Origin of the sequence: Clostridium lamae, from assembly GCF_033043255.1 — a bacterium.
Lineage (GTDB): Bacteria > Bacillota > Clostridia > Clostridiales > Clostridiaceae > Clostridium > Clostridium lamae.
Genome location: NZ_JASCQJ010000017.1, coordinates 46,437 through 73,429, shown reverse-complemented (window position 1 = coordinate 73,429; position 26,993 = coordinate 46,437). Strand labels below are relative to the sequence as shown.

Sequence of the window (26,993 nt, the reverse complement as noted above, 5' to 3'; positions counted from 1 at the left end):
TTATTTTTAAGATTATTAATATTTTCTTCTGTTAAACAATTATATTTATTTAGCATTTCTATTGTTTTGAAAGCAAATTCTTTATTAGTTTTAATATTTAAAAGTGCATCTATCTCGTCTATAAAATAATTACTATTATAATAATTTTTTTTATTTGTGTTTTTAAATATTTCTTCTTCAATTATCATCATATTCTTTAAATACTTAATAAAATAAACTGCACCATTTGTTTTCTTTTCATTTAATCTTAAATCATTACTTTCATCATAAATTTTTATCCATTCAACATATAATGTATGTGGATATTCACTGTCTTCAATATATTCATAATTTCCACTATATTTTGCTATTCCTAAAATCTTATTGTCTTTTTCAAGCACAATAATATCATTTTTCTTTAACTTATTTATTTTATTTAAATCTGCTTCTAAATTTTCTGATAGTTTTTCTTCAATATTTATATAGGATGAAACTTTCATTTTCTCAATATTCTCATTATCACTACATTTAATGGATATATATTCTTTAACAGATCCAAATATATTTGCCATAGAACTTGTTAAATAATTAAATGGTAATTCTACTTCCTTAGAAATAAAATATACGTATCCAGCCATATCATATCTCTTCTCATTACCATTTAAATCAACTCCACAGCATGTCAAAAAATACTTTTTCATATATTCAGAATGAAAATCATCTATATACTCTGGATACATCATATGATAATATTTATGAACCCATCCTAAATTACCCATATTATATTTTAATTCATTTAATAATCTGTTTTGAATTCTATTATAACTATTTAATGATATTTCTTTTTCTATTTCTTCTTTAATTATTTCTGATCCTTTAATAAGTAAATCTCTAATTTCTCGTATCATAAAAAGAACTTCATCATCATTTAATATCTTTGGATTTTGTGGATTTCCTGTAATCCATTTATTATCTTTATTTCTATTAAATAAAATGTATTTAAAGGCACTCCCTCCAGCTATACTACCAAAACTTCTTGTATTAAATTCTTCATCATTTTTAAATTCAAGCCAGTAAAATAACCCATCTTTATTTCCTAAACTAAATAATTTTATTAATTCTTCTCCATCTAAAGATTTTAATTTGTTTATTCCAAACTTCTCTTTAAAAAGGTTGTATAAATTATTTAATTTATCCATTGATAAGTTTATTTTATCTTTTAACAACTTATCTGAAGTTTCTATTATTCTATTTTTAAGCTCTTCCCTTATTAAAATTTCTTTCACAATAACCCCTCCATATCTTAATTTAATTTTAACATAAAAAATATCATTAGAAATTTATTCTAATGATATTTTCAGCATATTTATTCAACTATTTTAAACAGAAATCCTTAAAAAATTATTCCTTTGATTTTTTTATTATCCCAATTGCAATCCCAACAATATTTACTTGTTCATCCTCTAAAATTAGCAAGTTGGATAGTAAGTATCCCACTAATACCCGGAGAATAATATCTTCACTTTTGACATATCCTTCATAAATATGTATAATAAATTCATATTAACGAACTATAAATAAATATTTATAAAAATAATTCGTGTAAAGGAGAGTAAGAATGGATAAAGTATTTGATTATGAAGATATACAGTTAATACCAGGAAAATGTATAGTAGATAGTCGTTCTGAATGTGATACATCTATAACTTTTGGAGGAAGGACCTTCAAATTACCTGTAGTTCCAGCAAATATGCAAACTATTATAGACGAAAAAATTGCAACTTATTTAGCAGAAAACGGATATTTTTATATAATACACCGTTTTAAGCCAGAGAAAAGAATAGAGTTTATTAAAGATATGAAAAAGAAGAATTTATATTCTTCTATAAGTGTTGGAGTTAAAGAGGAAGAATATGCCTTTATTGAGGAATTAAAAGCAGAAAATCTTTCTCCTGAATATATAACAATTGATATTGCTCATTGACATTCTAATGCAGTTATAAATATGATTAAGCATATTAAAAAACATTTACCAAAAAGTTTTGTTATTGCAGGAAACGTTGGAACCCCAGAAGCAGTAAAAGAACTTGAAAATGCTGGTGCTGATGCTACAAAGGTAGGAATTGGCCCTGGGAAAGTATGTATCACTAAAATTAAAACAGGTTTTGGAACAGGAGGCTGGCAATTAGCTGCACTTCGTTGGTGTTCAAGAGCTGCAACTAAGCCAATTATTGCTGATGGAGGTATTCGTACTCATGGGGATATAGCTAAATCAATTAGATTTGGTGCATCTATGGTTATGATAGGTTCACTATTTGCAGGACATGAAGAATCACCAGGTGAAACTGTTGAAAAAGACGGAAAACTTTATAAGGAATACTTTGGTTCTGCTTCTGAATTCCAAAAGGGTGAAAGAAAAAATGTTGAAGGTAAGAAAATGTTTGTAGACTATAAAGGCTCCCTAAAAGATACCTTAGTAGAAATGCAACAAGATCTTCAATCCTCTATTTCCTACGCTGGTGGTAAAGCGCTAGAAGCTATAAGAACTGTTGATTATGTAATTGTTAAAAATTCAATTTTTAATGGTGATAAAGTATATTAAAATCATAGAGATAAAAAGCCACTTCCCTATGGATGTGGCTATTTTACTTCTTATTCTTTTATTTAATAATATTATTCATTTTATTAGAACTTTTATATCTATAAATAATTAAATAATTTACTTCTCTTCATTATTCTCTTTTGAAAAATCCAATATACGTATACGGTTACCTGAATTATCTATAAATACAGCATATTTACCTGGAGGTATATCAATAGGTCCTATTACAAATTCTACTTTTGATTTATATTCCTTGTAATACTCCTCTACACTATCAACTAAGAAAACTCCACCTGCACCTATATCATTTTCATCTCGGTCAAGCATTATTTCTTGTTCACAATTAGGTATTGTTAAAGCAACTGTTTGATTTCCTAGACGCCATGATTCTTTAAAGCCCAAAACATCTCTATAAAATTCTAAGGATTTTTCCATATCCTGTACTGGATAATGTAAATACATCAATTTCATAGCCTTTCTCCTTTCTATATAAATATTATTATTATGTAAACTATACCATTTTATATAAAAAATGTAAATAAATTATACATTGAAACACCTATTTTATCTTAGTTCCAATTCTTTATTCTACAATTTTTAGATATTGGTAATATAATTTTGCTGGGGTTAGTGGAATATTTACACTATTATATTCTATATATCCCTTATGGAAAATATTATTCATAACAAAACCTCCTAAGATACAATTAATAATCATATCAATAGGAGGTTTATTTACTTATTAAATTAATTTTTTTAATTTAAATATATACTATTTTAAAAATAAAATTTTATTATCCTACATATATATCTAGGATTTATTATTTTCTTTTCCTTCTATTAGTAAATAATAGACTTAGCAATGATGTTAAACCTAACCCAATGTATCCTAATGCTCCAGTGTCTCCTGTTTGTGGAGATGAATTATTAACACCTGGCTTTACAGTTGAAGTTGTACCATTAGTTTGATCTTTATCTTCTTCCACTTCTGGAGGTAATATTTCTCCTCCATCTGGTTGTTCTTCATCATCACCTGCTGGAGGTACTATTTCTCCTCCATCTGGTTGTTCTTCACCATCACCTGCTGGTGGTACTGTTTCTCCTCCATCTGGTTGCTCTTCACCATCACCTGCTGGTGGTACTATTTCTCCTCCATCTGGTTGTTCTTCATCATCACCTGCTGGTGGTACTGTTTCTCCTCCATCTGGTTGTTCTTCACCATCACCTGCTGGTGGTAATATTTCTCCTCCATCTGGTTGTTCTTCACCATCACCTGCTGGAGGTACTATTTCTCCTCCATCTGGTTGTTCTTCACCATCACCTGCTGGTGGTACTGTTTCTCCTCCATCTGGCTGTTCTTCATCATCACCTGCTGGTGGTACTGTTTCTCCTCCATCTGGCTGTTCTTCACCATCACCTGCTGGTGGTACTGTTTCTCCTCCATCTGGTTGTTCTTCATCATCACCTGCTGGTGGTACTGTTTCTCCTCCATCTGGTTGCTCTTCATCGTCTCCTGCTGGTGGTAATATTACTCCTCCATCTGGATTTACTGTCTCTCCATTTGGCGGAGTAATAGTTCCATCTGGATTAACAGTACTTCCCGCTTCTGGTGTTATCTCTGTTCCATCTGGTAAAATCACAATACCACCTTCTGGTACTGTAACAACGCCGTTACCATCTACTACAGGTGTTCCACTATTTGGACCTGGTTTTATAATTGTCCCATTATTTGTAGTAACTTTATCACCTGCATACCACTTAGCATAGTAAATTACATTTAACTTATCTATTATAGAGGTTGTGTTTCTTGTTACTGTTGGTTGAGCTTCCCATGAAATAAATGTATATCCAGTTCTTGTTGGTTCTGGTGATAGTAATGCATCTGCTATTACTTTATCTATAGTAGCTTCATCAAGACTTTCTAATACATTTATTTTAAAATCTATATTTACTGTTTCACCATTTGCAAACTCTCCACCATTTGCATGTAGTTCTGGACCTACTGGTAAACATCCATCTGCTCTATAATCATACCTCTTTAACTTCTCATCTTTAGTAATAACTAATAACTCTTTAGCAGAAGCTGTATTATCTTCTACAATATTTCCATTAATATCAATTATGTTTTTTCCAAACATATGTTTCATATTATCTTTATCAACTGAATCTAATTTAAAACTTGATAAATCTAAAACATCTATATTATTTAATCTTGCAAACATTAAAGTCATATCTGTTACTGATGAAGTATCAAAGTTTCTTAAATCTAAGCTTTCTACAGCACTATTGTAGAACATATATGACATATCTGTTACTTGTGATGTATTAAAATTATCACCAAATTCTATACTTTTTAAAGAACTACAATCTCTAAACATTTGATTCATAATATTTAATTTTTCAGTATTAAAATTGCTTAAATCTAATTTTTCTACACTACTATTAGTAAACATGTGTGACATATCTGTTACTTGTGATGCCTTAAAATCATTACCGAAACTTATATCCTTTAAGTTTGCAGTATTACGGAACATTCCTTGCATAGTAGTTACATTTGATGTGTCAAAATTGCTTAAATCTAAATTAGTTATTCCACTATCACTAAACATATATGACATATCTGTTACATTTGCTGTATTAAAACTACTTAAATCTACAGTTGTTAAGGAAATACAATCTTTAAATATATTATTCATTTTAGTAACTTGTGATGTATCAAAATCATTACCAAATTTTACACTTGTTAAAGCGCTACATTCTATAAATAGATTTGTCATAGAAGTTACATTTGATGTATTAAAGTTACTTAAATCTAGACTTTTTAAAGAGCTACATCTTCTAAACATATTAGCCATATCTGTTACTTGTTCTGTATTAAAACTGCTTAAGTCTACAGTTTCTAAACTAGTGCAACTATCGAACATATATCTCATATTAGTTACTTTTAATGTATTAAAATCGCTACTTAAGATTATACTTTTTAAATTGGTACAACCATTAAACATATATGCCATATTAGTTACATTTAATGTATTAAATTTACTCAAATCTAAGTTTGTTAAAGAACTACAATTCATAAACATATATGCCATATTAGTTACTGATTGTGTATTAAAATTATTAATAATTATGTTTTCTAAAGAACTACATTCTCTAAACATACTACTCATATTAGTTACATTTGAAGTATCTAGTCCACTTAAATCTACTGTTGTTAATGACTTACATCCATAAAACATATTAGCCATATTGGTTACGTTTGAAGTATCTAGTCCACCTAAATCTACTGTTGTTAATGACTTACATCCATAAAACATATTAGACATATGAACTACTTTTGAAGTGTACATTCCACGTAAATCTACTGTTGTCAATGAACTACAGTCTCTAAACATTCCATCCATATTAGTTAAATTTTCAGCATTTAATCCACTTAAATTTACTGTTTCTAAAGAACTTAATCCTCTAAACATATTAGCTAAAGTGGTTACACTTGATGATAGTTTTAATCCACTTAAATCTACACTTTTTAAAGAAGTACATCCACTAAATACATTTCCCATATTAGTTACATTTGAAAGATCTAATCCGCTTAAGTCTATACTTTCTAAAGAAGTACATCCACTAAATAAATTAGACATATTCGTTACTAATGAAGTATTTAAATTGCTTAATTTTATACTTTTTAATGCTGTACAATTACTAAAAATAGATGTCATATTAGTTAAATTTGAAGTATCTATTCCACTTAAATCTATACTTGTTAAAGAGATACATCCATTAAACATATTATACATATTGTTTACCATTGACGTATCTAATCCTCTTAAATCTACACTTGTAAGTGATATGCAATCTTTAAATATACTTGCTAATGAGGTACCAGGTGCTTGTACCTTTTTTCCTTGTACTTCCTCAAATTTTATGCTAGTAATTGTAGATCTTTTATCATTAAAAGAATTTGAGCTTATTTTAATATTTCTACCTTCAACATCTCCTGGAATAACAATATCTGTATTTTCACCTTTGTATTTATCTAATACTATAGTATTACTACCAGTAAATTCCCTATATTCCCACAGTTCTCCAAGTTCAATTAATGTTGTTGCTTTGCTTTCTTCTTTATTAGTTGTTTTTTCAGTAGTTAATTCTTGTTTTTTATTATTTATTTCTTCAGTAGTGATTTCTTCTTGACTTGCAATTTTTTCTTCCTCAGTTGCAATTTCTTCTTCAATTGTATTTTCTTCTTGAATTATAAATTCTTCTTGAATAACTGCCTCTTGAACTTCCTCCACTACTTCTTCATCAATGTTCTCTTTTTCATAGCTGCTACTAATTATATTTACCTCAGTTTCTAATTCACTTGCCTGAACTAAAGTAGATAAATTAGAAGTAACTAATGTAATTGTTAATGCAGCTGCTGTTCCAACATTTTTTAGATTCTGCTTTTGTTTTATATTTTCTTTTTTCATTAGTATATCCCCTTTCTAATAGTATAAATCACACAATTATATAACATTATTCTTACGTAATTTATACAGAGCAATTCTATGCTATGGATTATCTACTCGTCAATGTATTAAATTTACATATATGTATTATTATTAAATTTATTTGTTAAGAATTTATAAACAAATTAAAACAAACTTTTAATATTCCTTAATTATCCTAGTATTTTTAAAACTTTTTATTAATAAATAATTAACATTTAATTTATAAATTAAAACTTCATTGTAATCTATTAGTAGAAAAATATACGCTTTATAAATTGTTAGCAAGATGGATACTAATTATCCCTCTAATATTCCCGAGCATAATATCTTCACTTTTGACATATCCATTAAAAATATGTATAATAGTTCATGCAACCGAACTATAAATCAATATTTATAAAAATAATTCGTGTAAGAGAGGTAGAAAATGGATAAAGTATTTGATTATGAAGATATACAGTTAATACCAGGAAAATGTATAGTAAACAGTCGTTCTGAATGTGATACATCTATAACTTTTGGAGGAAGAACCTTCAAATTACCTGTAGTTCCAGCAAATATGCAAACTATTATAGATGAAAAAGTTGCAACTTATTTAGCTGAAAATGGATACTTTTATATAATGCACCGTTTTAAGCCAGAGAAAAGAATAGATTTTATTAAAGATATGAAAGAAAAAAACTTATATTCTTCTATAAGTGTTGGAGTTAAAGAGGAAGAATATGCCTTTATTGAGGAATTAAAAGCTGAAAATCTTTCTCCTGAATATATAACAATTGATATTGCTCATGGACATTCTAATGCAGTTATTAATATGATTAAGCATATTAAAAAGCATTTACCAAAAAGTTTTGTTATTGCAGGAAACGTTGGAACACCTGAAGCCGTAAAAGAGCTTGAAACTGCTGGTGCAGATGCTACAAAGGTAGGAATTGGTCCTGGTAAAGTATGTATCACTAAAATTAAAACAGGCTTTGGAACAGGTGGTTGGCAATTAGCTGCTCTTCGTTGGTGTGCAAGAGCTGCAACTAAACCAATTATTGCAGATGGAGGTATTCGTACCCATGGTGATATAGCTAAATCCATTAGATTTGGTGCTTCTATGGTTATGATAGGTTCATTATTTGCTGGACATGAAGAATCACCAGGGGAAACTATTGAAAGAGACGGAAAGATTTATAAGGAATACTTTGGTTCTGCTTCTGAGTTCCAAAAGGGTGAAAGAAGAAATGTTGAAGGTAAGAAAATGTTTGTAGACTATAAAGGTTCCTTAAAAGATACCTTAGTAGAAATGCAACAAGATCTTCAATCCTCTATTTCTTATGCTGGCGGTAAATCACTAGAATCTATAAGAACTGTTGATTATGTAATTGTTAAAAATTCAATTTTTAATGGTGATAAAGTATATTAAAATCATAAAGATAAAAAGCCACGTCTCTAAGGATGTGGCTTTTTACTTCTTATTCTTTTATTTAATAATATTGTTTATCTTATTAGTACTTTTATATCTATAAATAGTTAATAATTTACTTCTCTTCATTATTCTCTTTTGATAAATCTAATATACGTATACGGTTACCTGAATTGTCTATAAATACAGCATATTTACCTGGAGGTATATCAATAGGTCTTATTACAAATTCTACTTTTGATTTATATTCCTTGTAATACTCCTCTACACTATCAACTAAAAAAACTCCACCTGCACCTATATCATTTTCATCTTTGTCAAGCATTATTTCTTGTTCACAATTAGGTATTGTTAAAGCAACTGTTTGATTTCCTAGACGCCATGATTCTTTAAAGCCCAAAACGTCTCTATAAAATTCTAAGGATTTTTCCATATCCTGTACTGGATAATGTAAATACATCAATTTCATAATATTTCTCCTTTCTATGTCAGTATTAGTATTATGTAGACTATAACATTTTGTGTAATAAATGTAAATAAATTCTATATTTAAACACATATTTTTCTCTTTAAATCACTTCTTAATGCAAAAAAGAAAGGAGCTGTCGCACCAGCTCCCTAATTAAAAATGTAGAATGTAAAATGTAGAATTATTGATGTAATTCGAAACGAATTACTAAAAAAATATATATTTTTGAAACTCCTAGCGGAGTTTCTTCCTTAATTTTACATTTTTCATTATTCATTTTACATTGTGCGACAGCTCCTTATATCTCCCTTGCATTATTTAGGAGTAATCATAACCTTATCTATCTCTAAGCCATTTGCTCCAAAATATAATTTAATATAATGATTATTTCCAAAAACAAATCCTAATGGTCTAGTTTCTGTAACAAATTCCCCTTCAGTTCCTCTAATTGTAATAGTATATTTTAAAGCGTTATCATAATACACTGATAATGGCAATTGTGCTAGTGATCCTAAATCGCATTTCATTTTTATTGATATATTATATTCTCCATATTCATTAACAGTAATACCAAATACCTCTGAATTACCTTTTGCATTATTAAATATATTTCCATCAATAACAATATTATTAGTTTCTTTATCTGCTTTATAATAGACTATATTTTCTATAGGGAAATCATCTTCGTCTTTTTCATTAATTCCCCTTAATTCCTCTTCACTAATAAGATCTAATTCATGTAACATTGATGGTGATTTCATTATAAAATTTAAAATGTTTTTTGCATTTCTTTGCAAATCACTTCTTTTTAGCTCACCACTTACTAAAGCTTCTTTAACGTTATCATTTTCAGGATTTGCTTCTGAATCTACTACACACATATATAAATCATTTTGTGCCACTACCATTGGGTACTTATTTTCTCTTGTAGCTTTTTCACCTTCTATATTTGCATTTGCCCACCAATCTGACATTACTATGCCATCAAAGCCCCACTCTTTTCTAAGTATTGTTGTACATAAATCATAATTTCCAGCAGTCCAAATACCATTTACTGGCCCGTAACTAGTCATAACAGAGCGTCCATTACCTTCTTTAACTACTATTTCATATCCTTTTAAATAAATTTCTCTAAGTGCCCTCTCTGATACTACTGAATCTGCAAAATGTCTAGCCACTTCTTGGTTATTAGCACAGAAATGCTTAATAGTTGGTGCAACACCTTGTGATTGTATTCCAATTACTTGAGCTAAACTTATTTTTCCTGTTAATAATGGATCTTCTGAAATATATTCAAAATTACGTCCATTTAATGGGTTTCTATGGATATTCATTCCTGGTCCTAAAAGAGAATCTATCTTGTTTTTTCTCATCTCTTTTCCTGTCATTTTATAAAGTTCTTCTACTAACTCCATATTAAATGTACAGCCTAGAGCTGTTCCATTTGGCAATGAACATGCTTTAGTTCCACAATCCATACGTATTCCTGAAGGTCCATCTGCACAACATGCAAGTGGTATTCCAAAATCTCTTAGTTTATCTGTTACTCCACCAAAAGCAGCTGCTGTTCCTGGTGTTACTTTAGGGCTACACATCCCTTCTCCTCTAAACATATAAATTAAATTATCATCACTTAATTGAGCAACAAAATCATCTATATCTACCTTTTTATTAAATACATCTCCAAGCTTATAACCTTTGTCACCAGTATAAGGTATCTCCTCTTCACGTCTTTCTTCCATTCTTTTATATGGATTTATAGTTCTTGTAGGAGCCTCTTCCATTATAATCTTAGGACTTCCATCTTCATTAAAAGCTAATTTGAATCTTTCAAAGGAAGCTGTAGGTGCACATGCTTCTTCTAATCTTTCTACTAGAGTAAATTCTTCATTATATTCTCCAGAAATCTTAGCACTTCTAACATCTGAACCAATATAAACCTTATAACAACCTTCTTCTAATACATAGCATGACTTATATCCAGTTATTCCGCTATCATCATAAGAAGCAATATAATATTTAGGAATTTTTATTTCTACTTTTTCATTTTCAAGTGGATTAATTACATTAGTTTTTGTAAATCCAACAAGTACTCTTGCTGGTTTTCCAAGTTTTCCTTGTGGTGCTTCTATATATACTTGCACAACTTCTTTTCCTGATACATTTCCTATATTAGTTACAATAGCTTCAACTATTACTTCTTTACTTGTTACTCTTGAAATTTTTCCTTCAATATTAAAATTAGTATATGATAGTCCATATCCAAATGGATACATTACTTTATCCTTTGCAAGAGTTTCAAAATAACGATATCCTAAATAAATATCTTCTTTATAATAATTACTTTCAATACCTCCAAAATTTTCAGTTGATGGATAATCTTCAATATTCTTTGCAATAGTATCTGTTAATTTTCCACATGGATTTACCTTACCTGTTAAAACATCAACAGCTCCATTACCTCCTTCTTGGCCTCCTTGCCATATATAAAGAACAGAAGAAGGATTATATTTATCTACCCATTTCATATCTATAATATTACCAACGTTCAAAATTACAGCAGTTCTTTTAAATGTCCTAGTAACTTTTTCAATCATGCTTTCTTCATCTTCAGTTAAAAGATAACTTCCAGGTTCATTTCTACTATCTTGATCTTCTCCTGCAGTACGTCCTATTATAACTAATGCAATATCTGCATGTGAGGCAGCTTGTACTACTGAATTTTCAAGTTTCATTTCTTTTTGGGACCATGGCACTTTTCCCCATCCTTGACCTTCATCATAAGGATTTTCTTTAATCCATTCTTCATATACTTTTAATAATTCTTCATCTAAAACAATATCTTTATTTTCTCTTAAAGCATCTATAATACTAACTACATATCTTGTATTTACAAGGCCACCTGAACCTAATCCACTTTTATAATAATTAAAGGAGCTCCTTCCAAATACAGCTACCTTATCATTATTTCTAAGTGGAAGTGCATTATCGTCATTTTTTAATAAAACACAGCTTTCTGCTGCTACCTGTCTTATAATACTTGCATACTTTTCTAAATCCAATGTATATTGTCCCATATTATCCTCCATTAAATATATTTTACGATATATAGTAAACGATTAAATGAAATTTAGGCATTTTTATAATTACTTAGTTTCTTATAATTTAAAGGACTTGTACCTACATATTTTTTAAATTTATAATAAAAATAATCAATATTTTTATAACCTACCTTTTCACATATTTCATATACTTTCAATTTATCTTCAATAATTAATTTTTTAGCTTGTTCTATTCTTACATGATCTAAATAAGTATTAAAACTTTTACCTGTAGTATCTTTAAATAATTTACCTAAGTAAGAGCTATTATAATTAAATATTTCTGCTAAATCCTCTAATTTTAAATCTCTATAATATTTATTATCTACATATTTTACTATTCTTCTAATACCCTTACCCTTTAAGTTACTTGCTACATGTTTTGAAATAATCAAAAATTTATCTATTAAATACTTAATAACTTCATGTAAGCTATTCCTACTATAAATTTCTTCAATAGTTATTCTATTATCCATATCTAAGCTTTCTTTTACATCATAGTTTGATATAATATCATCTTTTAATTTAATATAGTAAGTAGTTAGTAAAGCTTTTATTTGTTCTTCTTTATAATTCTTTTCTATTATTAATGTTTCTAACAGTAAAAAACTTCTCTCTATCTCATATACTTCACCTATTTCTATATAACTATATAAATTATTAATTATTTGTTCTTCGCTAATTGGGCTATTAATAATATTTTTTATCTTATCCTTATAAATAATGCCTTCATTAAGGTATAAATACCTATTCTTCATTAAATCTTTAGCACTTTCATATGAATAATTAATTTTAAAAATATTATTAAATTCTTCACCTATTGTTATAAAAAGATTTTCTTTCATCTCTTCTTCAATTTGTATTTTTATCTTTCTTAATAATGAATAAATATACTCAATACTTTTATCATAAAACATTATTGCTATTCTATTTCTAACTTTAAAAATATTAGTATTTTTGCTAAACAACTTTTCTTTAAGGCATCGTTCTAAATCAATTGTATTATCATTATCAAATTTATTTTTATCAGTAGATATCAATGCTATATATAAACTTTTATTATTTGTAGAGTTTAAGCTTTCTTTTACTTCTTCCGACTTATTATTTAAGCATAGCTGAGATAAAACTTGTTCTTTTATTAATTGAAATCTACTTTGAATATTTATATTTAAGTTCTTTTCATAAGAAATTTCTTTTTTTATTTCATTAACAACATCAAGTAACTCGTCCTTATCTATAGGTTTTAATAAGTAGGATTTTGCTCCATATCTCATAGCCTCTTTTACGTAATTGAATTCAGAGTACTCACTTACTATTATAAACTTTCCTAAAAATCCTTTTTTCTTTACATCTCTTAAAACATCTAATCCTGATTTTCTATGCATTTTTATATCCATTAATACTAAGTCTGGCTTTAGGACACAAATCTTTTCATATGTATCCTCACCATCAATACCTTCTCCACATATAATAAATCCACGTTCATTCCAATTAATAATATTTTTTATTTCTTCTCTTATATGAAGTTCATCATCTGCTATAAATACCTTTAACACATTATTCTCCCCTCTCTTCTTGCCGGTAAAATAATAACACCTTCACCCCAATATTCAAGATTTTTTACTTCAATCCTAGAAGCTTTATTAATAATATAAACTATAATCTTTCCTCTTAAATCTATTTGTACTATATTATATAACTGTATTATATAATATTACACTCTCCCTTTAAATAGACATAGTCTAAATATTGTGAATTTTCAATTTTTGAAAATATTTCAATGCTTTTTAAGCAAAAAATAAATCCTAGAGTTCATACCTCTAGGATTTATAGTAAGAAAATCACTGCAATTTTCTATATTAATATTATGAAAAGAATCTAATCAACTAACCATGTATACATCTAATAAATTGTCCAGGCGCCACTTCTCTAGGTTCAGGACATTGACTTGCACAAATGTCCTGTGCTACTGGACATCTTGTCCTAAATGGACATCCTTTGCTTTCTGGAGTCCACTGTCTTATTTCTGTATCTTTATCTCTTACAACAGGTAAATCAATTACTCCTTCTCTTTCAGGATCTGGAGCTGCTGCTATAAGAAGCTTAGTATATGGATGTTTGGGATTGCAAATTACTTTATCTACCTCTCCCCATTCAACCATATGACCAGCATATAATACTATTATTCTATCTGCAAAATATCTTGCTGTAGCAATATCATGAGTAATATATACAAAAGATTTTTTCATCTCTGTTTTTAGTTTATTTAATAAGTTTAAAACTCCAAGTCTTATTGATACATCTAGCATGGAAGTAGGCTCATCTGCAAAAATCACATCTGCTCCTACTGCTAATACTCTTGCAATATAAGCTCTTTGCTTTTGTCCACCAGAAAGTTGGTGAGGAAATTTTTCACCTTGATCCTTAGGTGGAGTTAATCCAACCATTGTTAGATATTCATCCATCTTTTTATTCATTGTCTCTTCATCAGAAGGATGATAAAGCTCTAATGGTCTTTTAAGATGATAATATATATTGTGCAATGGATTTAAAGATGAAAAAGGATCTTGGAAAATCATTTGAGACTTTTGTCTATAATTTTTAAGTTTTTCACCTTTTAATTCATGAATATTTTCATTTTCAAAAAACATTTGTCCAGAACTTGGTTCATAGAATTTCATTGCGATTCTACATAATGTAGACTTTCCGCAGCCTGATTCTCCAACTATCGCTAAAGACTCTCCAGGATATAAGTCAAAAGATATATCATTTAAAGCACGAATAGTACCTTTTTTTGAAAGAAATCCTTTTATAGCAACTTTAAAATCCATTGTAACATTTTTTACGCTAAATATTGGTTTTACTAATTCTTCTGCTTTCATATCTTATCCTATCTCCTTTACCAATTCTAATGGATTATGGCAGAAGAAGAATTCTTCACCTTGTGAACTTCTTTGTGGTTCTTCTTCAAAACATATTTTAGTTGCTTTAAAACATCTTTCCTGGAATCTACATCCTTTAGGAATGTTGCTTAAATTTAATGGTGAACCTGGAATCCCTTCCATATATTCTATTTCGCCTTGTAATGAAGGAAATGAATTCTTTAATCCATAAGCATATGGATGCTGTGGATTCTTTAATATCTTACTTGAAGATGCTTGTTCAACAATTTTACCTGCATACATTATTGCTACTGTATCACAGAATTCCATCATTAGACTAATATCATGAGTGATAAATAAAATCGAAAAATTAAACTGTTCTTTTAAATCATATATTTTTTGTAATATATCTCTTTGAACTACAGTATCTAACGCTGTGGTAGGTTCATCTAATATAAGAAGTCTTGGCTTTAAAGCTAATGCCATTGCAATTACAGCACGCTGTCTCATTCCGCCTGAAAATTGATGTGGATAATCACCTAAACGATTAGCTGGAATACCTACTATTTCTAGAAGTTCTTCCGCCATCTTTCTTGATTCTTTTTTATTTTTAGTTATACCATGAGTTTTATAAAGTTCAAAAAATTGGTTTTCAAGAGTAACTACTGGATTTAAACAGTTCATAGCTGATTGAAATACCATGCTTATTTTATTCCATCTAAAATTTTGTAATTCATTTTCTGATAAAGATAAAATATCCTTACCATCCATTTTTATTTTTCCACCAGTAATAAGTGCTGGAGGTCTATGCAATCTCATTAGTGAATAAGCAATAGTACTTTTACCACAGCCTGATTCTCCGGCGAGTCCTAAACTTTTTCCTTCTTCAATAACAAAACTTACATTATCTACTGCTCTTATATGGCCTCTTTCTGTTATATAATCAACACAAAGATTTTCTACTTCAAGTATTGCTCCCATCACCTATTCCCTCCTTCATTAGTAGTAATTCCTGAAAATTGTCTCTTTAATAATTTTTCTTGAATTTTCTTTTCTTTATTATATTTTCTCATAATCCTTTGAGCTCTTAATTTTGGATTAGAAACCTCATCTATTGAGAAATTAATCAATGTAAGTCCAGCACCAAATAATATGACAAATACACTTGGACCTAGTATTTCCCACCATACACCACTACTTAAAGCACCTGTACTTTGAGCGTTATTTAACATTTGTCCCCAAGTTACTGACATTCTATCACCAAAACCTATAAACTCAATAAATGATTGTGCCATAATAGCATATATTATTGTGCTTATAAATCCTGTAGTTATCATTGATAACATATTAGGCATTATTTCTACAAATAATATACGAAGCTTAGATTCACCTAATGTTTCAGCTGATTTTACAAACTCTCTATTCCTTAAACTCATGGTTTGAGCTCTATAAACACGTGCTCCCCATGGCCAAGAAGTAATCCCTATTATAATCCCAATTGCTATAGGTGATATTACCCCTATCATTGATGCAATTATTAATAATAATACTGTTTGTGGAATAACCATAATTACATTTATTATAGTTGTGATAACGTTATCTACTACCCCTCCAAAATAACCAGCTGTAATTCCAACTATTAAACTTAAAACAACTGCAATTGAACCTGCAAAAATTCCAACTGATATGGATACTCTTCCACCATATAAAGTTTGAGCCCATACATCTTTACCTGCTTGTGTAGTTCCAAGAATATGGTCAGATGATGGAGCTACACGCCATAATCCATCAAATGTTTGCATAGGTTCATATGGTGTAAATAAGTTAGCTCCTAGAGTTAATATTAATACAATAAATATTAAAATTACTCCAGCAGTGGTTTTAGGAGACTCTTTTAAAAAATTTACTATTCTAGAATTAAATAATTTCTTTACCATATTACACCTCATACTTTACTTATAATTATTCTCCTGATTGTCTTCTAATTCTTGGATCAAGAACAAAAACACTTATATCTGCAATAAAATTAGTTGTCAACATCAAAATAGTAGTCATAAGCAAAATACCTTGCATTAATGGATAGTCTCTACCATTAATAGCTTGAATCATTAGCTTTCCTAATCCTGGATAGTTAAATATATTTTCAATAAGTAGTTGTCCACCAAGTAAAAATCCAACTGACATTGCAAATGAAGTTACTACTGGTAACAGTGCATTTCTTGCACAATACTTAAACATAATCTTTTTATCAGGAACTCCTTTGGCCACTCCCATAACTATATAATCTTCACCTAATTGATTTATCATATTAGCTCTCATACCCATAATTCCGCCAAAACTACTTATAAGAATTGCAGTTACTGGCAAGAAAGCATGATAGGCAACATCCTTAACATATTCAAAACCTTTAGCATATAATAATGGAGTTATTGCATACCCTTTAGGAAAAATCCCACTATAAGCTAATGTATAGCTTAGAGTTAATGCAATAATTATAGCAGGAATATTTGCCATAATTTGTCCACCAACTGTTAACGTCGTATCTAATCTACTTCCTCTTCTCCATGCAACAAATATACCCAAAGCCGTATTAATAATGAATGATATTATTAATGCTGTTCCACATAAAAATACTGTCCATCCTAGTGGTCTCATTATTACCTCAGTAACAGGATATAGGTTATTTGTAAAAGAAACACCCCAATCACCTTTTAATATATCACCAAAATTTCTAATATAAGTTACTATTAAAGGTTCATTGCTGTTAATTCCAAACATTTTTTCAATAGCTTGTATAGTTGATGGATCTACTTTACCACCTTGTCTTGCAAGCTCTCCTAATCTCATTTGGACTGGGTCTCCTGGCATAAGACGAGGAAGAAAGAAGTTTAATGTAAATGCTCCAATAAAGGCCATAAAATAAAACGATAATCGTTTTAAAATATATCTCATCTTTCTCCTCCTCTGATATTACTTAATTATTTATTTTACTGGTTCTAATGCCAATAATTGTAGTATTTTAGAATCGTGTATACAGTTAGATGGATCTGGACCTTTACCTTCTGCTGTTGTCCATCCTGTAAATCTAGCATCGTTATAAACATTCCACTTACCATTGAATAGTATTGGTACACTAATCATATTTTCAGCAAAGAATTTTTCAATTGTTTCTATTATTTCAGCTTGTCTTGCTTCAGGTGCTGCAGCTAATTCTTCTATTAAAGCTGTCATTTCATCATTTTTATAATTATTTTGACAAGTTGACCACCAAGTACTTGTTAAAAATCTTGATTGATCACCAATTGTGTCAAAGTAGTACTTCCATATATTTGTGTTTTGTCCGAATGCTGTATATAACATATCAAACTCACCAGTTCCCCATGCTTCTGTAACTACTCCAAGCTCTTTAGGTGCATTTGTAGCATTTATACCAACTTTTTGTAAATTTTCAGCAACTATTTGTGCTCCTGCATTCCAATCTGACCAACCTGCTGGTGAAATTATTTCAAATGCAATTGGAGTTCCATCTGGATTATCTCTAAACTTATCTCCATCTTTATCTACAAAACCTGCTGCATCAAGAATTTTTCCTGCTTCAGTTAAATCAAATTTCATGTATGGATCTGAAAGTGCTTTTGCATCTTCATTTATATAAGATGACAACATTGGTGGTAATCCAGTAACTGTAGGTATCTCGTCACTTAAATAACCAAATGCTGCAGACTCATTAATGCTCTTTCTATCAGTTGCTAAAGATACAGCTTTTCTAAAATCTACTGATTCGAAAGCTTTCTTATTATTTTCATTTTTAGTCATATAGTTAAAACTTATTCTTATACCATCATTTTTACCATACCAATATTTTTTATTAGCATCACCTTTTACATAAGTGTTTTCAATATCTGGAATCATAATATAAGCCCAGTCAACATTTCCTTCTTCTAACAATGCTAAGGCAGCATCATTACCATCAAATTGAGGTATTCTTAATTCATCTACTTCTAGATCATCAGCTTTCCAATAGTTTGGGTTTCTTCCTAAAACAACCATTTCAGGAGTAAAATCTTTAACTTCTGAGAAAGCTCCTGTAACAACTGGATTTTCTACTACTGCTGTTGCTGGATCTGTAATTTTAGAGAATACATGCTCTGGAACTATCCAAGCTTGATAGAATATATCTTTTCTATGGAATACATTTGGATGTGACATTACAAATTTAACTGTATATTCATCTACCTTTTCTACTGATTGCATCTTTGGATTATCTCCATTCCAGTTACCACTTGTATCTATCTCTGGTTTATCCTTTGAATAATTGTATGTGAATACAACGTCATCAGCATTGAAGGCTTCACCATCACTCCATTTAATATCTTTTCTCAATTTTACTATAAGAGTTTTGTTATCTTCTTCACTTATTATGTCTTCAGCTAGCCACATTGTTTCTTGTCCACCATTATTAGCATCAAAAATAACCAATGGCTCGTACATAAATCCTTGAGTAAATTGAACTGGTTTATTGTATGGGTTAAAGTTTCTTACCCATCCTTGTGAAGATTCTTGTAAAGTTGTTAATACTACTGGCTTATCATTTCCTCCAGTTTCTTCTTTACTTCCTCCACAGCCTACAAATAATGATGTAGCAATAGCTAAAGTAAAGATAAGGCTCATAATTTTTTTGGCTTTCATATTCTCATCCCCCTAAATAGTTTTGTGATTAACTTTTTTACTATTTTGCAACCCAGCAGTATACCTTTACATTAGATTTATTTAAATTTTTAATCGTTTTCACAATATACTGTTGTGTATAGATAAATTCTATATCAAAACCATTTATAAAAACACCCTAAAAATTCTAGATATTTACATTTATAATTTCTAGATATTTACATTTATAATTTCTAGATATTTTATATTAATTAAATAAATCAGGAAGTATATTATAAATAAATTGGTTAATCCAATGCCAATTATGTATACCTCCATGACCTACAATAAAATAAAAATTTCCTTCTTTCAAATCTGACGAATATATAAAGCTATCCTTTAATTCTCTCAGAGCATCTATCTGAGGCCTCATGTTAGGATAAGCGATATCCAAGTCTCCTGAAGCACAAAGTAAATAGTATTCCTTTGGAGTATAGCCAGAATCTTTTGCTACTTTAGCCAAGTATTCAGCTGTTTCTTTTGCCATATTACCTTCAGCTTTTTGAGCTAATGCCCAGCAGTCACCACTTAATGGTATAAAATATTTGAAATAATCTAGACAATTTATAAATGCATACCAAGTGGTAACTGAACCCATAGAAAATCCACCAAAGGCCCTATGCTCACGTGTTGCCTTCAAATCTTCTTTATTATCTGATGCAGTATAAGTATTATATTTAGTTTCCACAAATGGTATAAGGTCATTAATCAATTCATCATGAAAATATTGAGTTTCTACTATAGGAAGTGGATGATCAAGTATTTCAACATGACTAAGTTTTTCATCGTTTTTTAAATCATTTTTTACGCCATAAAATGTAGGTGTAACTACAATAAGAGGTTGAATATCACCATTAGCAATCATATTATCTAATATATTCTTTAACTCTGTATTTTTCCCAGGACCTCCAAATAGTAAATTCTCATCTTCTCCACCACCATGCATTAGATATAGAACATTATATTTTTTATTCTTATCTGTAGCCTTATATCCATAGGGAAGGTAAAGATTTAAATGTTTAATATTATTGCACATTTTTAAATTTTCTACCTTATATTCTAAGCTTTCTATAGTCCCCTGTTTTTTATTCTCAATTCTATATTCCGCCGGAAGAACTTTAAATTCTTTATCCTTTAATGAATCTTTTATTATTTCATTATTATCATTACCCATAAAAATTTCTCCTCACCATAATTTTATATTTATAACACCCTTTATAAATTATCTAAGTTTATACACTTTAATTGATACAATACTTTTTTCAGAAAAATTTAGCTCCAATGAAGCGACAAACACACCAGTATTTAAGTAACTGTAATTACTATCTTCATTAACTTTAAATTTAGGTACAGTCTTAATAATTTGACTGCTCACCATATCATCTAAATAGCCTTCATTTTCAACAGATATAAATATATTATCCTCAGTTTTGATTGTATATTTAGCATAAACATGTGATAAAGTTTCAGTTTTTCTTGTATTCCAATCTGCACCACCAGGTAATATTATACCATTTGCAAAGACTCCATCATTATTTAAGCATTTAAAAGTACCTCCTGTAATTGGAATAATATTAAGATATCCATTTAATCCTTTTCCTACTGACATAGAATTAGTGATTTCAACTTCTAATTCCATAACTAAATCAGCTTCTAAAAACATTTTTAATTCCCCCTTCAATTTATAGTTATACTTAAAAATATAATTCTCCTTTAAGAACTATAATAGCTTTACCACTTAATTTCACTTTATTATTTTCTAATATTTCAATTAAAATTTCTATTAAACTAAAGTTAAAGAATTTACATAATCAAAGTCCAATATTTCACTTTCAAAAATATCTAATAAAAATTCTATTACTGCATCTGAATTTTTTCCTATAATCCTTGAAAAAATCACAATATACTCTTTTATATCTTGGCTGGTAACTTCTTCTTTTATATTAATACAATATCTTAAAAATACAGCCTGCCTTATAAATAAATATTCTAATATAATCATTTCAAAGGAAATAATCATTTCTTCTAAATCATCACTAACACAACTACCTAAAACCTTTGATACAATACAATTTTCAATTAAAGTCTCATAGGATTTAAATAGACACTTAAATTCTTTCCAATGATTGAAAAACTTTTCTATATTAATTTCTTTAGCAAACTTATAAATATCTTTTAGTGATTCTTCAAATAAAGAAACATTTTTATAGTTTTCTATTATATCTATAAATAATGAATTTATTTCTTTTAAATGTTTAACATTACCTTTCTTCTCATAGACCTTATATATATTTATTTCTTCTTTTGGGTAATTTTCAGATTTATAATTATCTAAAAACCTTATTAAATCTTCATAATCTAAATCATCACTATCAAGTATATTAATAAGCATATAATAAGAAATAGTAAGCTTATCTTCTAAACTAATATCTTCTTTTTGAAGTATATTAACTAAAGTTTCTCTTATTTTTAAGCATCCTAAATCTTCAATGTAAGATAAGGCTTCATCGGATTCTATATAAATCTTTTCTTTCATATTGCTGATTATATTAACTACTTCAGGACATGAGCAAGATAAAGTAAGCTCTCTTACATCTTCAAAATCATTTGTTATTCTTGGAAAGCTTTTACAAGTTGAAGATAAATATTCTTCACCATGGTTAATAACTATATTGCATAATCCTTCATCACTTAGTAAAGGACAAACTCCTCTTGTTTCTTTTTTTATTAAATAATTATTTTCCCCATTACTCTTTGTAAATCTTACATTATCTAAAAGATAGTTAAGATCATCTTTTTCTTTCCACTTATTATAAGTGTTATTATCTACATTTATATCCCAGCCCTTACAACAGGTGAATTTGCATTTATCTGCAGTACACTTAAATTGATCATATTCTTTTATCTTTAAGATATTGTCTAGTTTCTTCATATATTAACTCCAAATTCAAATTTAGTTTTAGTGTATTTATTACAATATGCTTTTTAACTATAATTATTTTATATTAGCTCTTTAACCTCGATAAATGGATTCCTATATCTATTTTTCTTTAAGGTTGTTTTGCCAATATTTATAGCTTCCTTAGGACATATATTTATACATGCCATACAATCAGTACAATTTCCTAACCATATTGGTTTATTATTGTTCATTTTAATATTATCTACTGGACAAATTGATTTACACATTTCACAACCTATACATTTATCATTAACATTAAATGCCTTGTCTCTATTTTTATATAAAGTCTTCCAAGCCTTAAATAATATTCTCTTACTTTTATAATTAACCTTCTTTACTTCTTGCTTTTTAATAACTTCAATAAAATCATTTATTACATCTTCATATAAATTTATTGCTTTAATAGCTCTCTCCTTAGATGGATTCCTTCCTGACCTTGTATAATTTGAAATATATTTTACACATAAATAATTACTAAGTTCACCCTTATTACCTAAAAGCTCATTAATATGAGGAAAACTTTCTTTAGCCTTTCCTCCTCCAGTAACTCCTATTGCAAAAATATAGGTTTTATCCTTTATATTTACTTTAGATATAAAGTCTTCAACCACTAAAGGTAATGAACCACAATGTATTGGATATATAAAACCTATTACATCATCTTCTAAATTAAAATTCTCTTCTTTTAAAGCCTTTGGTATAGAGATTAACTCACATTCCCCTATCCCTTCTTTTATTCTTTTAGCTACATATAATGAATTTCCTGTGGATGTAAAATAATAAATTCTCATTTTTCTATCCCCTTGTAAGTTTCTTTGTATCTTCTATTTTATCTTATTATCAACTTTTTCAAAATCTTTATTTTCTATATTACCAAATAATCACTTTGTCTTTTCTCTAGTTCAACTGACTTAACATCAGAAAGTTGAAATAAAGGAACTCCTATTATATTCATTCAAGGTTATTTGGATAATTATACTAAGTAATAAATATAAAAGTCATCTATAAGATTTCTTGCTAATAGATGACTTTTCCTTATTAATTAATATATATTTTTACTAAAATACCTATCACCTCTATCAGGTAAAATAGTAATTATATTGCCTTTATCTATTTTCTCTGATAATTTTAAAACTGCTGATATTACTGCTCCAGATGAACTTCCTACTATAATACCTTCCTTTAATGCTATTAGTTTTACCATATCATAGGCTTCCTTATCTGAAACCTTTATAATATCATCTACTAATTTCATATCCATGGTATTGGGAATAAAGTTATTTCCTATTCCTTCTATATCATAACAGCCTTCAATGCCACCTCCCATAGTGGACCCTTCTGGATCTGCTAATATTGCTTTTATATTTTTATTTTTTTCTTTTAAATATTTTGCTACTCCAGCAAAGGTTCCACCACTCCCTGCACCAGAAACAAAATAATCTATTTTTCCATCCATAGCTTCATATATTTCTGGAGCAGTTGTTTCATAATGGGCGAGGGGATTGGCTTGGTTTTCAAATTGTCTTAAACTTATTGAATTTTCTGTGGTTATCAGTAATTCTTCTGCTTTTTTTACAGCACCAAGCATTCCATCTTCTCTTGGAGTATTTATAATTTTAGCTCCAAGTGCTCTCATTAATGTTTGCTTTTCTATAGAAAACTTCTCTGGAACTACAAATACTATATTATATCCTTTATTTATTGCAGCTATAGCTATACCAAGACCAGTATTTCCTGCAGTTGCTTCAATTATTGTGTATCCAGGCTTTAATATTCCTTCCCTTTCTGCTCCTTCTATCATGTAAACTCCTATCCTGTCTTTTACACTTCCTCCTGGATTATTTCCTTCAAGCTTAGCAAATACATTTATCCCATCTTTAATATTTAAGTTATTAAACTTAATTATTGGAGTGTTTCCTATTAACTGTTGGATACTATCTATATATTTCACTGCTAAAGCCTTCTTTTAATGCTTTCTTGGCGTATTCATGTGCAAGCTCTATGGAATGATCTCTGTAATTACCACATTGAAGTTCATTAGCTGCTGGTACTTCTTTTTCTTCTAATATTTTTTCTAAGCTATAATTTAGTGCTTCTATTACATCATCTACTTCCACATCTCCCCAAGCAGTCATATAGAAACCTGTTCTGCATCCCATTGGTGAAATATCTATTATAGTTTCTATTTTTTCTCTCATTATTCCCGCTAGTAAATGCTCTATGCTATGAATTGCAGCTGTTGGCATTACTTCTTTGTTTGGTTGCATAAATCTTAAATCAAATTTAGATATATTATCTCCATTAACTCCTTTTTGCACTCCACATTTTCTAACATAAGGTGCCTTTACCTTTGTGTGATCTAGATCAAAACTTTCTACTTTAACCATTTAACTTACTCTCCTTCAATGCATTTTTTATATCATTTATTAAATCTTCTACATTTTCTATACCAATAGATATTCTTATTAAATTATCAACTATTCCTACTTCTTGCCTTATATCATATGGTATTGCAGCATGAGTCATTGAAGCTGGATGACAAGTTAATGACTCAACTCCTCCTAAACTTTCAGCAAAAGTTATTATCTTAAGACTTTCAAAAAACTTCTTATAATCATATCCTTCTTTTATTACAAAGGATATAACTCCACCATAGCCTTTAGCTTGTTTATTTTGAATTTCATATCCTGGGTGATTTTTAAGTCCTGGATAATATACTTTTTCTACCTCTTCGCTACTATTTAAAAACTCTGCAACTACTTTTGCATTTTCATTATGTCTATCCATTCTAACAGCTAAGGTTTTAATACCTTTTATTAACATAAATGAATCAAAAGGTGATAAAACTCCTCCTGTTGAATTTTGGATAAAATGAAGTCTTTCTGCTAACTCTTTACTGTTAACAACAACTACTCCTGAAACTGTATCACTATGTCCACCAAGATACTTAGTAGCACTGTGAATAACTATGTCTGCACCAAGTTTAATTGGCTTTTGAAAATAAGGAGTCATAAATGTGTTATCTACTATAGTATATATTCCATTATCCTTAGCTATATTTGAAATTTCTTTAATATCTGTTATATCCATAAGTGGATTTGTTGGGCTTTCTATAAATATAGCTTTTACACTTTCATCAATGCTTTTCTTTACTTCCTCTAAATTAGAAGTATCAACTAATTTATATTCAATTCCAAAATGGTTAAATACCTTATCTAAAACTCTAAAGGTTCCTCCATATACATTATTTGAAATAACTATCTTATCACCTGATTTAAAAAGGGAAAGAACAGCAGTTGTAGCTGCCATCCCAGAAGCAAATCCAAAACCTGCATAACCTTCTTCAAGATCTGAAACAAGTTTTTCTAAGGCCTCTCTTGTTGGATTCCCTGTTCTAGAATATTCGTATCCCTTATTCACACCAAAGCTTGGCTGTTTATAAGTTGATGTTTGGTATATTGGTACATTTACTGCCCCTGTTTTCTCGTCTCCATCTATACCTCCATGAATTAATAATGATTCAATTTTCATCTCCTAACTCCTCCCCTATTATTTTTTTATTGCTTTTGCTATAAAGATTCCTACCTCTGTGTATTCTCCCTTGCTTGAATAACCTTTGCAGCTTAAATCTGTATTTTCTATTTGTATATTATTAAAGCCAGTTCCCTCTAGCCAATTTATTATTTGCTCATTTGAAAATCCAAGCCACTCATCAAACATTTCTTCTCTTGCCCACTCACCGTCATGCTCCATAACATCAGATATAATTACTACACCATCTTTCTTTAAAACTCTATGCATTTCAGATATAGCTTTTTCTGCATCCTTTATATGATGAAGTGCCATATTTATAAAAATTACATCTACAGATTCATCAAAAAGTGTTAAGTTATCAAGTGAAGATTTTATAAGGTATATATTTTGATGATTTTTATCTAATGCATTACCCTTTAACTGCTTAAGCATATTCTTTGAATTATCTACAGAAAATACTATACTTGCCTCGTTTGCTAAAGCTAAAGAAACAAATCCTGTCCCACATCCTAAATCAGCTACAACCTTGTCCTTTATATTTGTTAATGATAAAAGTTTATATTTTAACCTCTCTTCAAAATACTCACTACGAATAACATTCCACTTTTCTGCTACAGAATCAAAATATTGTACGGAATTCATAATATACCCTCCCTTATTTTAATTAAAATTGTTTTTATATCAGTTAAGTTCTTCCTTAAGAAAATATCTAAATCTCAAATAGTGTTTCTTTAAATTGTGCTATAGCACAAAAAAACTCCTGCCTCTAAAATCTTAGAGGCAGAAGTTAACTTCCGCGGTTCCACTCTAATTAGTGCTGACGCACAATGTAAAATGAAAAATGAAGAATGTA

The 26,993-nt window shown here is 29.0% G+C and carries 19 protein-coding genes and 2 pseudogenes; 2 read left to right on the top strand and 19 right to left on the bottom strand.

Going from position 1 to position 26,993, the window contains the following annotated elements:
• A pseudogene (locus tag QK892_RS10000) lies at nucleotides 1-1,265 on the bottom strand (hypothetical protein); the annotation flags it as partial.
• A gap of 332 nt (nucleotides 1,266-1,597) precedes the next feature.
• Here QK892_RS10000 and guaC (QK892_RS09995) point away from each other — a divergent pair.
• A pseudogene (guaC, locus tag QK892_RS09995) lies at nucleotides 1,598-2,581 on the top strand (GMP reductase).
• A 117-nt stretch (nucleotides 2,582-2,698) separates the two neighbouring features.
• Here guaC (QK892_RS09995) and QK892_RS09990 read toward each other — a convergent pair.
• Nucleotides 2,699-3,052, bottom strand: coding sequence for a VOC family protein (locus QK892_RS09990; protein WP_317273409.1), 354 nt, complete (start codon nucleotides 3,050-3,052; stop codon nucleotides 2,699-2,701).
• 350 nt (nucleotides 3,053-3,402) lie between these two features.
• On the bottom strand, nucleotides 3,403-7,053 hold the full coding sequence (locus QK892_RS09985) for a BspA family leucine-rich repeat surface protein (protein WP_317273408.1): 3,651 nt from the start codon (nucleotides 7,051-7,053) through the stop codon (nucleotides 3,403-3,405).
• Nucleotides 7,054-7,501: 448 nt separating this feature from the next.
• Here QK892_RS09985 and guaC (QK892_RS09980) point away from each other — a divergent pair, with 448 nt between their 5' ends.
• Nucleotides 7,502-8,485, top strand: a complete 984-nt coding sequence (guaC, locus tag QK892_RS09980) for a GMP reductase (protein WP_317273407.1) — start codon at nucleotides 7,502-7,504, stop codon at nucleotides 8,483-8,485.
• 115 nt (nucleotides 8,486-8,600) lie between these two features.
• Here guaC (QK892_RS09980) and QK892_RS09975 read toward each other — a convergent pair whose 3' ends face one another.
• The 16 genes from QK892_RS09975 to QK892_RS09900 form a co-directional block, all read right to left on the bottom strand.
• Nucleotides 8,601-8,954 (bottom strand): VOC family protein, encoded by a 354-nt coding sequence (locus QK892_RS09975; protein WP_317273406.1) that lies wholly within the window; start codon nucleotides 8,952-8,954, stop codon nucleotides 8,601-8,603.
• A 314-nt stretch (nucleotides 8,955-9,268) separates the two neighbouring features.
• Complete coding sequence (locus tag QK892_RS09970; protein WP_317273405.1) at nucleotides 9,269-12,031, bottom strand: glycoside hydrolase family 3 protein; 2,763 nt, start codon at nucleotides 12,029-12,031, stop codon at nucleotides 9,269-9,271.
• 53 nt (nucleotides 12,032-12,084) lie between these two features.
• Nucleotides 12,085-13,611 carry a response regulator transcription factor gene (locus QK892_RS09965; protein WP_317273404.1) on the bottom strand — a complete coding sequence of 509 codons (1,527 nt, stop codon included), beginning with the start codon at nucleotides 13,609-13,611 and terminating at the stop codon, nucleotides 12,085-12,087.
• A 330-nt stretch (nucleotides 13,612-13,941) separates the two neighbouring features.
• Entirely contained in the window at nucleotides 13,942-14,937 is a 996-nt protein-coding gene (locus QK892_RS09960; protein ID WP_317273403.1) for an ABC transporter ATP-binding protein, read from the bottom strand.
• Nucleotides 14,938-14,940: 3 nt separating this feature from the next.
• Nucleotides 14,941-15,918: an ABC transporter ATP-binding protein gene (locus QK892_RS09955; RefSeq protein ID WP_317273410.1), complete on the bottom strand. Its 978-nt coding sequence runs from the start codon at nucleotides 15,916-15,918 to the stop codon at nucleotides 14,941-14,943.
• Nucleotides 15,918-16,874, bottom strand: a complete 957-nt coding sequence (locus QK892_RS09950; protein WP_317273402.1) for an ABC transporter permease — start codon at nucleotides 16,872-16,874, stop codon at nucleotides 15,918-15,920. The genes QK892_RS09955 and QK892_RS09950 overlap by 1 nt, the downstream gene beginning before the upstream one ends.
• A gap of 25 nt (nucleotides 16,875-16,899) precedes the next feature.
• The gene (locus tag QK892_RS09945; protein ID WP_317273401.1) at nucleotides 16,900-17,889 is read right to left on the bottom strand and encodes an ABC transporter permease; all 990 of its coding nucleotides are present in this window, start codon (nucleotides 17,887-17,889) and stop codon (nucleotides 16,900-16,902) included.
• A 30-nt stretch (nucleotides 17,890-17,919) separates the two neighbouring features.
• The gene (locus QK892_RS09940) at nucleotides 17,920-19,626 is read right to left on the bottom strand and encodes an ABC transporter substrate-binding protein (protein ID WP_317273400.1); all 1,707 of its coding nucleotides are present in this window, start codon (nucleotides 19,624-19,626) and stop codon (nucleotides 17,920-17,922) included.
• Nucleotides 19,627-19,852: 226 nt separating this feature from the next.
• Complete coding sequence (locus tag QK892_RS09935) at nucleotides 19,853-20,818, bottom strand: alpha/beta hydrolase (protein ID WP_317273399.1); 966 nt, start codon at nucleotides 20,816-20,818, stop codon at nucleotides 19,853-19,855.
• A 48-nt stretch (nucleotides 20,819-20,866) separates the two neighbouring features.
• The gene (locus tag QK892_RS09930) at nucleotides 20,867-21,307 is read right to left on the bottom strand and encodes a DUF3237 domain-containing protein (protein WP_317273398.1); all 441 of its coding nucleotides are present in this window, start codon (nucleotides 21,305-21,307) and stop codon (nucleotides 20,867-20,869) included.
• 120 nt (nucleotides 21,308-21,427) lie between these two features.
• The gene (fliB, locus tag QK892_RS09925) at nucleotides 21,428-22,576 is read right to left on the bottom strand and encodes a flagellin lysine-N-methylase (protein ID WP_317273397.1); all 1,149 of its coding nucleotides are present in this window, start codon (nucleotides 22,574-22,576) and stop codon (nucleotides 21,428-21,430) included.
• Between the two features lie 68 nt (nucleotides 22,577-22,644).
• Nucleotides 22,645-23,397 (bottom strand): EFR1 family ferrodoxin, encoded by a 753-nt coding sequence (locus tag QK892_RS09920; protein ID WP_317273396.1) that lies wholly within the window; start codon nucleotides 23,395-23,397, stop codon nucleotides 22,645-22,647.
• Between the two features lie 251 nt (nucleotides 23,398-23,648).
• Nucleotides 23,649-24,557 (bottom strand): PLP-dependent cysteine synthase family protein, encoded by a 909-nt coding sequence (locus QK892_RS09915; RefSeq protein ID WP_317273395.1) that lies wholly within the window; start codon nucleotides 24,555-24,557, stop codon nucleotides 23,649-23,651.
• The gene (locus QK892_RS09910; RefSeq protein ID WP_317273394.1) at nucleotides 24,541-24,993 is read right to left on the bottom strand and encodes an S-ribosylhomocysteine lyase; all 453 of its coding nucleotides are present in this window, start codon (nucleotides 24,991-24,993) and stop codon (nucleotides 24,541-24,543) included. The genes QK892_RS09915 and QK892_RS09910 overlap by 17 nt, the downstream gene beginning before the upstream one ends.
• The gene (locus QK892_RS09905) at nucleotides 24,986-26,137 is read right to left on the bottom strand and encodes a trans-sulfuration enzyme family protein (protein ID WP_317273393.1); all 1,152 of its coding nucleotides are present in this window, start codon (nucleotides 26,135-26,137) and stop codon (nucleotides 24,986-24,988) included. The genes QK892_RS09910 and QK892_RS09905 overlap by 8 nt, the downstream gene beginning before the upstream one ends.
• A gap of 18 nt (nucleotides 26,138-26,155) precedes the next feature.
• Nucleotides 26,156-26,782, bottom strand: coding sequence for a class I SAM-dependent methyltransferase (locus QK892_RS09900; protein ID WP_317273392.1), 627 nt, complete (start codon nucleotides 26,780-26,782; stop codon nucleotides 26,156-26,158).
• Between the last annotated feature and the right edge of the window lie 211 nt (nucleotides 26,783-26,993).

Excerpts from the sequence above, each read along its gene's own strand:
- QK892_RS09990 (WP_317273409.1), bottom strand. The coding sequence starts at position 3,052 with ATGAAATTGATGTATTTACATTATCCAGTACAGGATATGGAAAAATCC.
- QK892_RS09985 (WP_317273408.1), bottom strand. The coding sequence starts at position 7,053 with ATGAAAAAAGAAAATATAAAACAAAAGCAGAATCTAAAAAATGTTGGA.
- guaC (WP_317273407.1), top strand. The coding sequence starts at position 7,502 with ATGGATAAAGTATTTGATTATGAAGATATACAGTTAATACCAGGAAAA.
- QK892_RS09975 (WP_317273406.1), bottom strand. The coding sequence starts at position 8,954 with ATGAAATTGATGTATTTACATTATCCAGTACAGGATATGGAAAAATCC.
- QK892_RS09970 (WP_317273405.1), bottom strand. The coding sequence starts at position 12,031 with ATGGGACAATATACATTGGATTTAGAAAAGTATGCAAGTATTATAAGA.
- QK892_RS09960 (WP_317273403.1), bottom strand. The coding sequence starts at position 14,937 with ATGAAAGCAGAAGAATTAGTAAAACCAATATTTAGCGTAAAAAATGTT.
- QK892_RS09955 (WP_317273410.1), bottom strand. The coding sequence starts at position 15,918 with ATGGGAGCAATACTTGAAGTAGAAAATCTTTGTGTTGATTATATAACA.
- QK892_RS09950 (WP_317273402.1), bottom strand. The coding sequence starts at position 16,874 with ATGGTAAAGAAATTATTTAATTCTAGAATAGTAAATTTTTTAAAAGAG.
- QK892_RS09945 (WP_317273401.1), bottom strand. The coding sequence starts at position 17,889 with ATGAGATATATTTTAAAACGATTATCGTTTTATTTTATGGCCTTTATT.
- QK892_RS09940 (WP_317273400.1), bottom strand. The coding sequence starts at position 19,626 with ATGAAAGCCAAAAAAATTATGAGCCTTATCTTTACTTTAGCTATTGCT.
- QK892_RS09935 (WP_317273399.1), bottom strand. The coding sequence starts at position 20,818 with ATGGGTAATGATAATAATGAAATAATAAAAGATTCATTAAAGGATAAA.
- QK892_RS09930 (WP_317273398.1), bottom strand. The coding sequence starts at position 21,307 with ATGTTTTTAGAAGCTGATTTAGTTATGGAATTAGAAGTTGAAATCACT.
- fliB (WP_317273397.1), bottom strand. The coding sequence starts at position 22,576 with ATGAAGAAACTAGACAATATCTTAAAGATAAAAGAATATGATCAATTT.
- QK892_RS09920 (WP_317273396.1), bottom strand. The coding sequence starts at position 23,397 with ATGAGAATTTATTATTTTACATCCACAGGAAATTCATTATATGTAGCT.
- QK892_RS09910 (WP_317273394.1), bottom strand. The coding sequence starts at position 24,993 with ATGGTTAAAGTAGAAAGTTTTGATCTAGATCACACAAAGGTAAAGGCA.
- QK892_RS09905 (WP_317273393.1), bottom strand. The coding sequence starts at position 26,137 with ATGAAAATTGAATCATTATTAATTCATGGAGGTATAGATGGAGACGAG.
- QK892_RS09900 (WP_317273392.1), bottom strand. The coding sequence starts at position 26,782 with ATGAATTCCGTACAATATTTTGATTCTGTAGCAGAAAAGTGGAATGTT.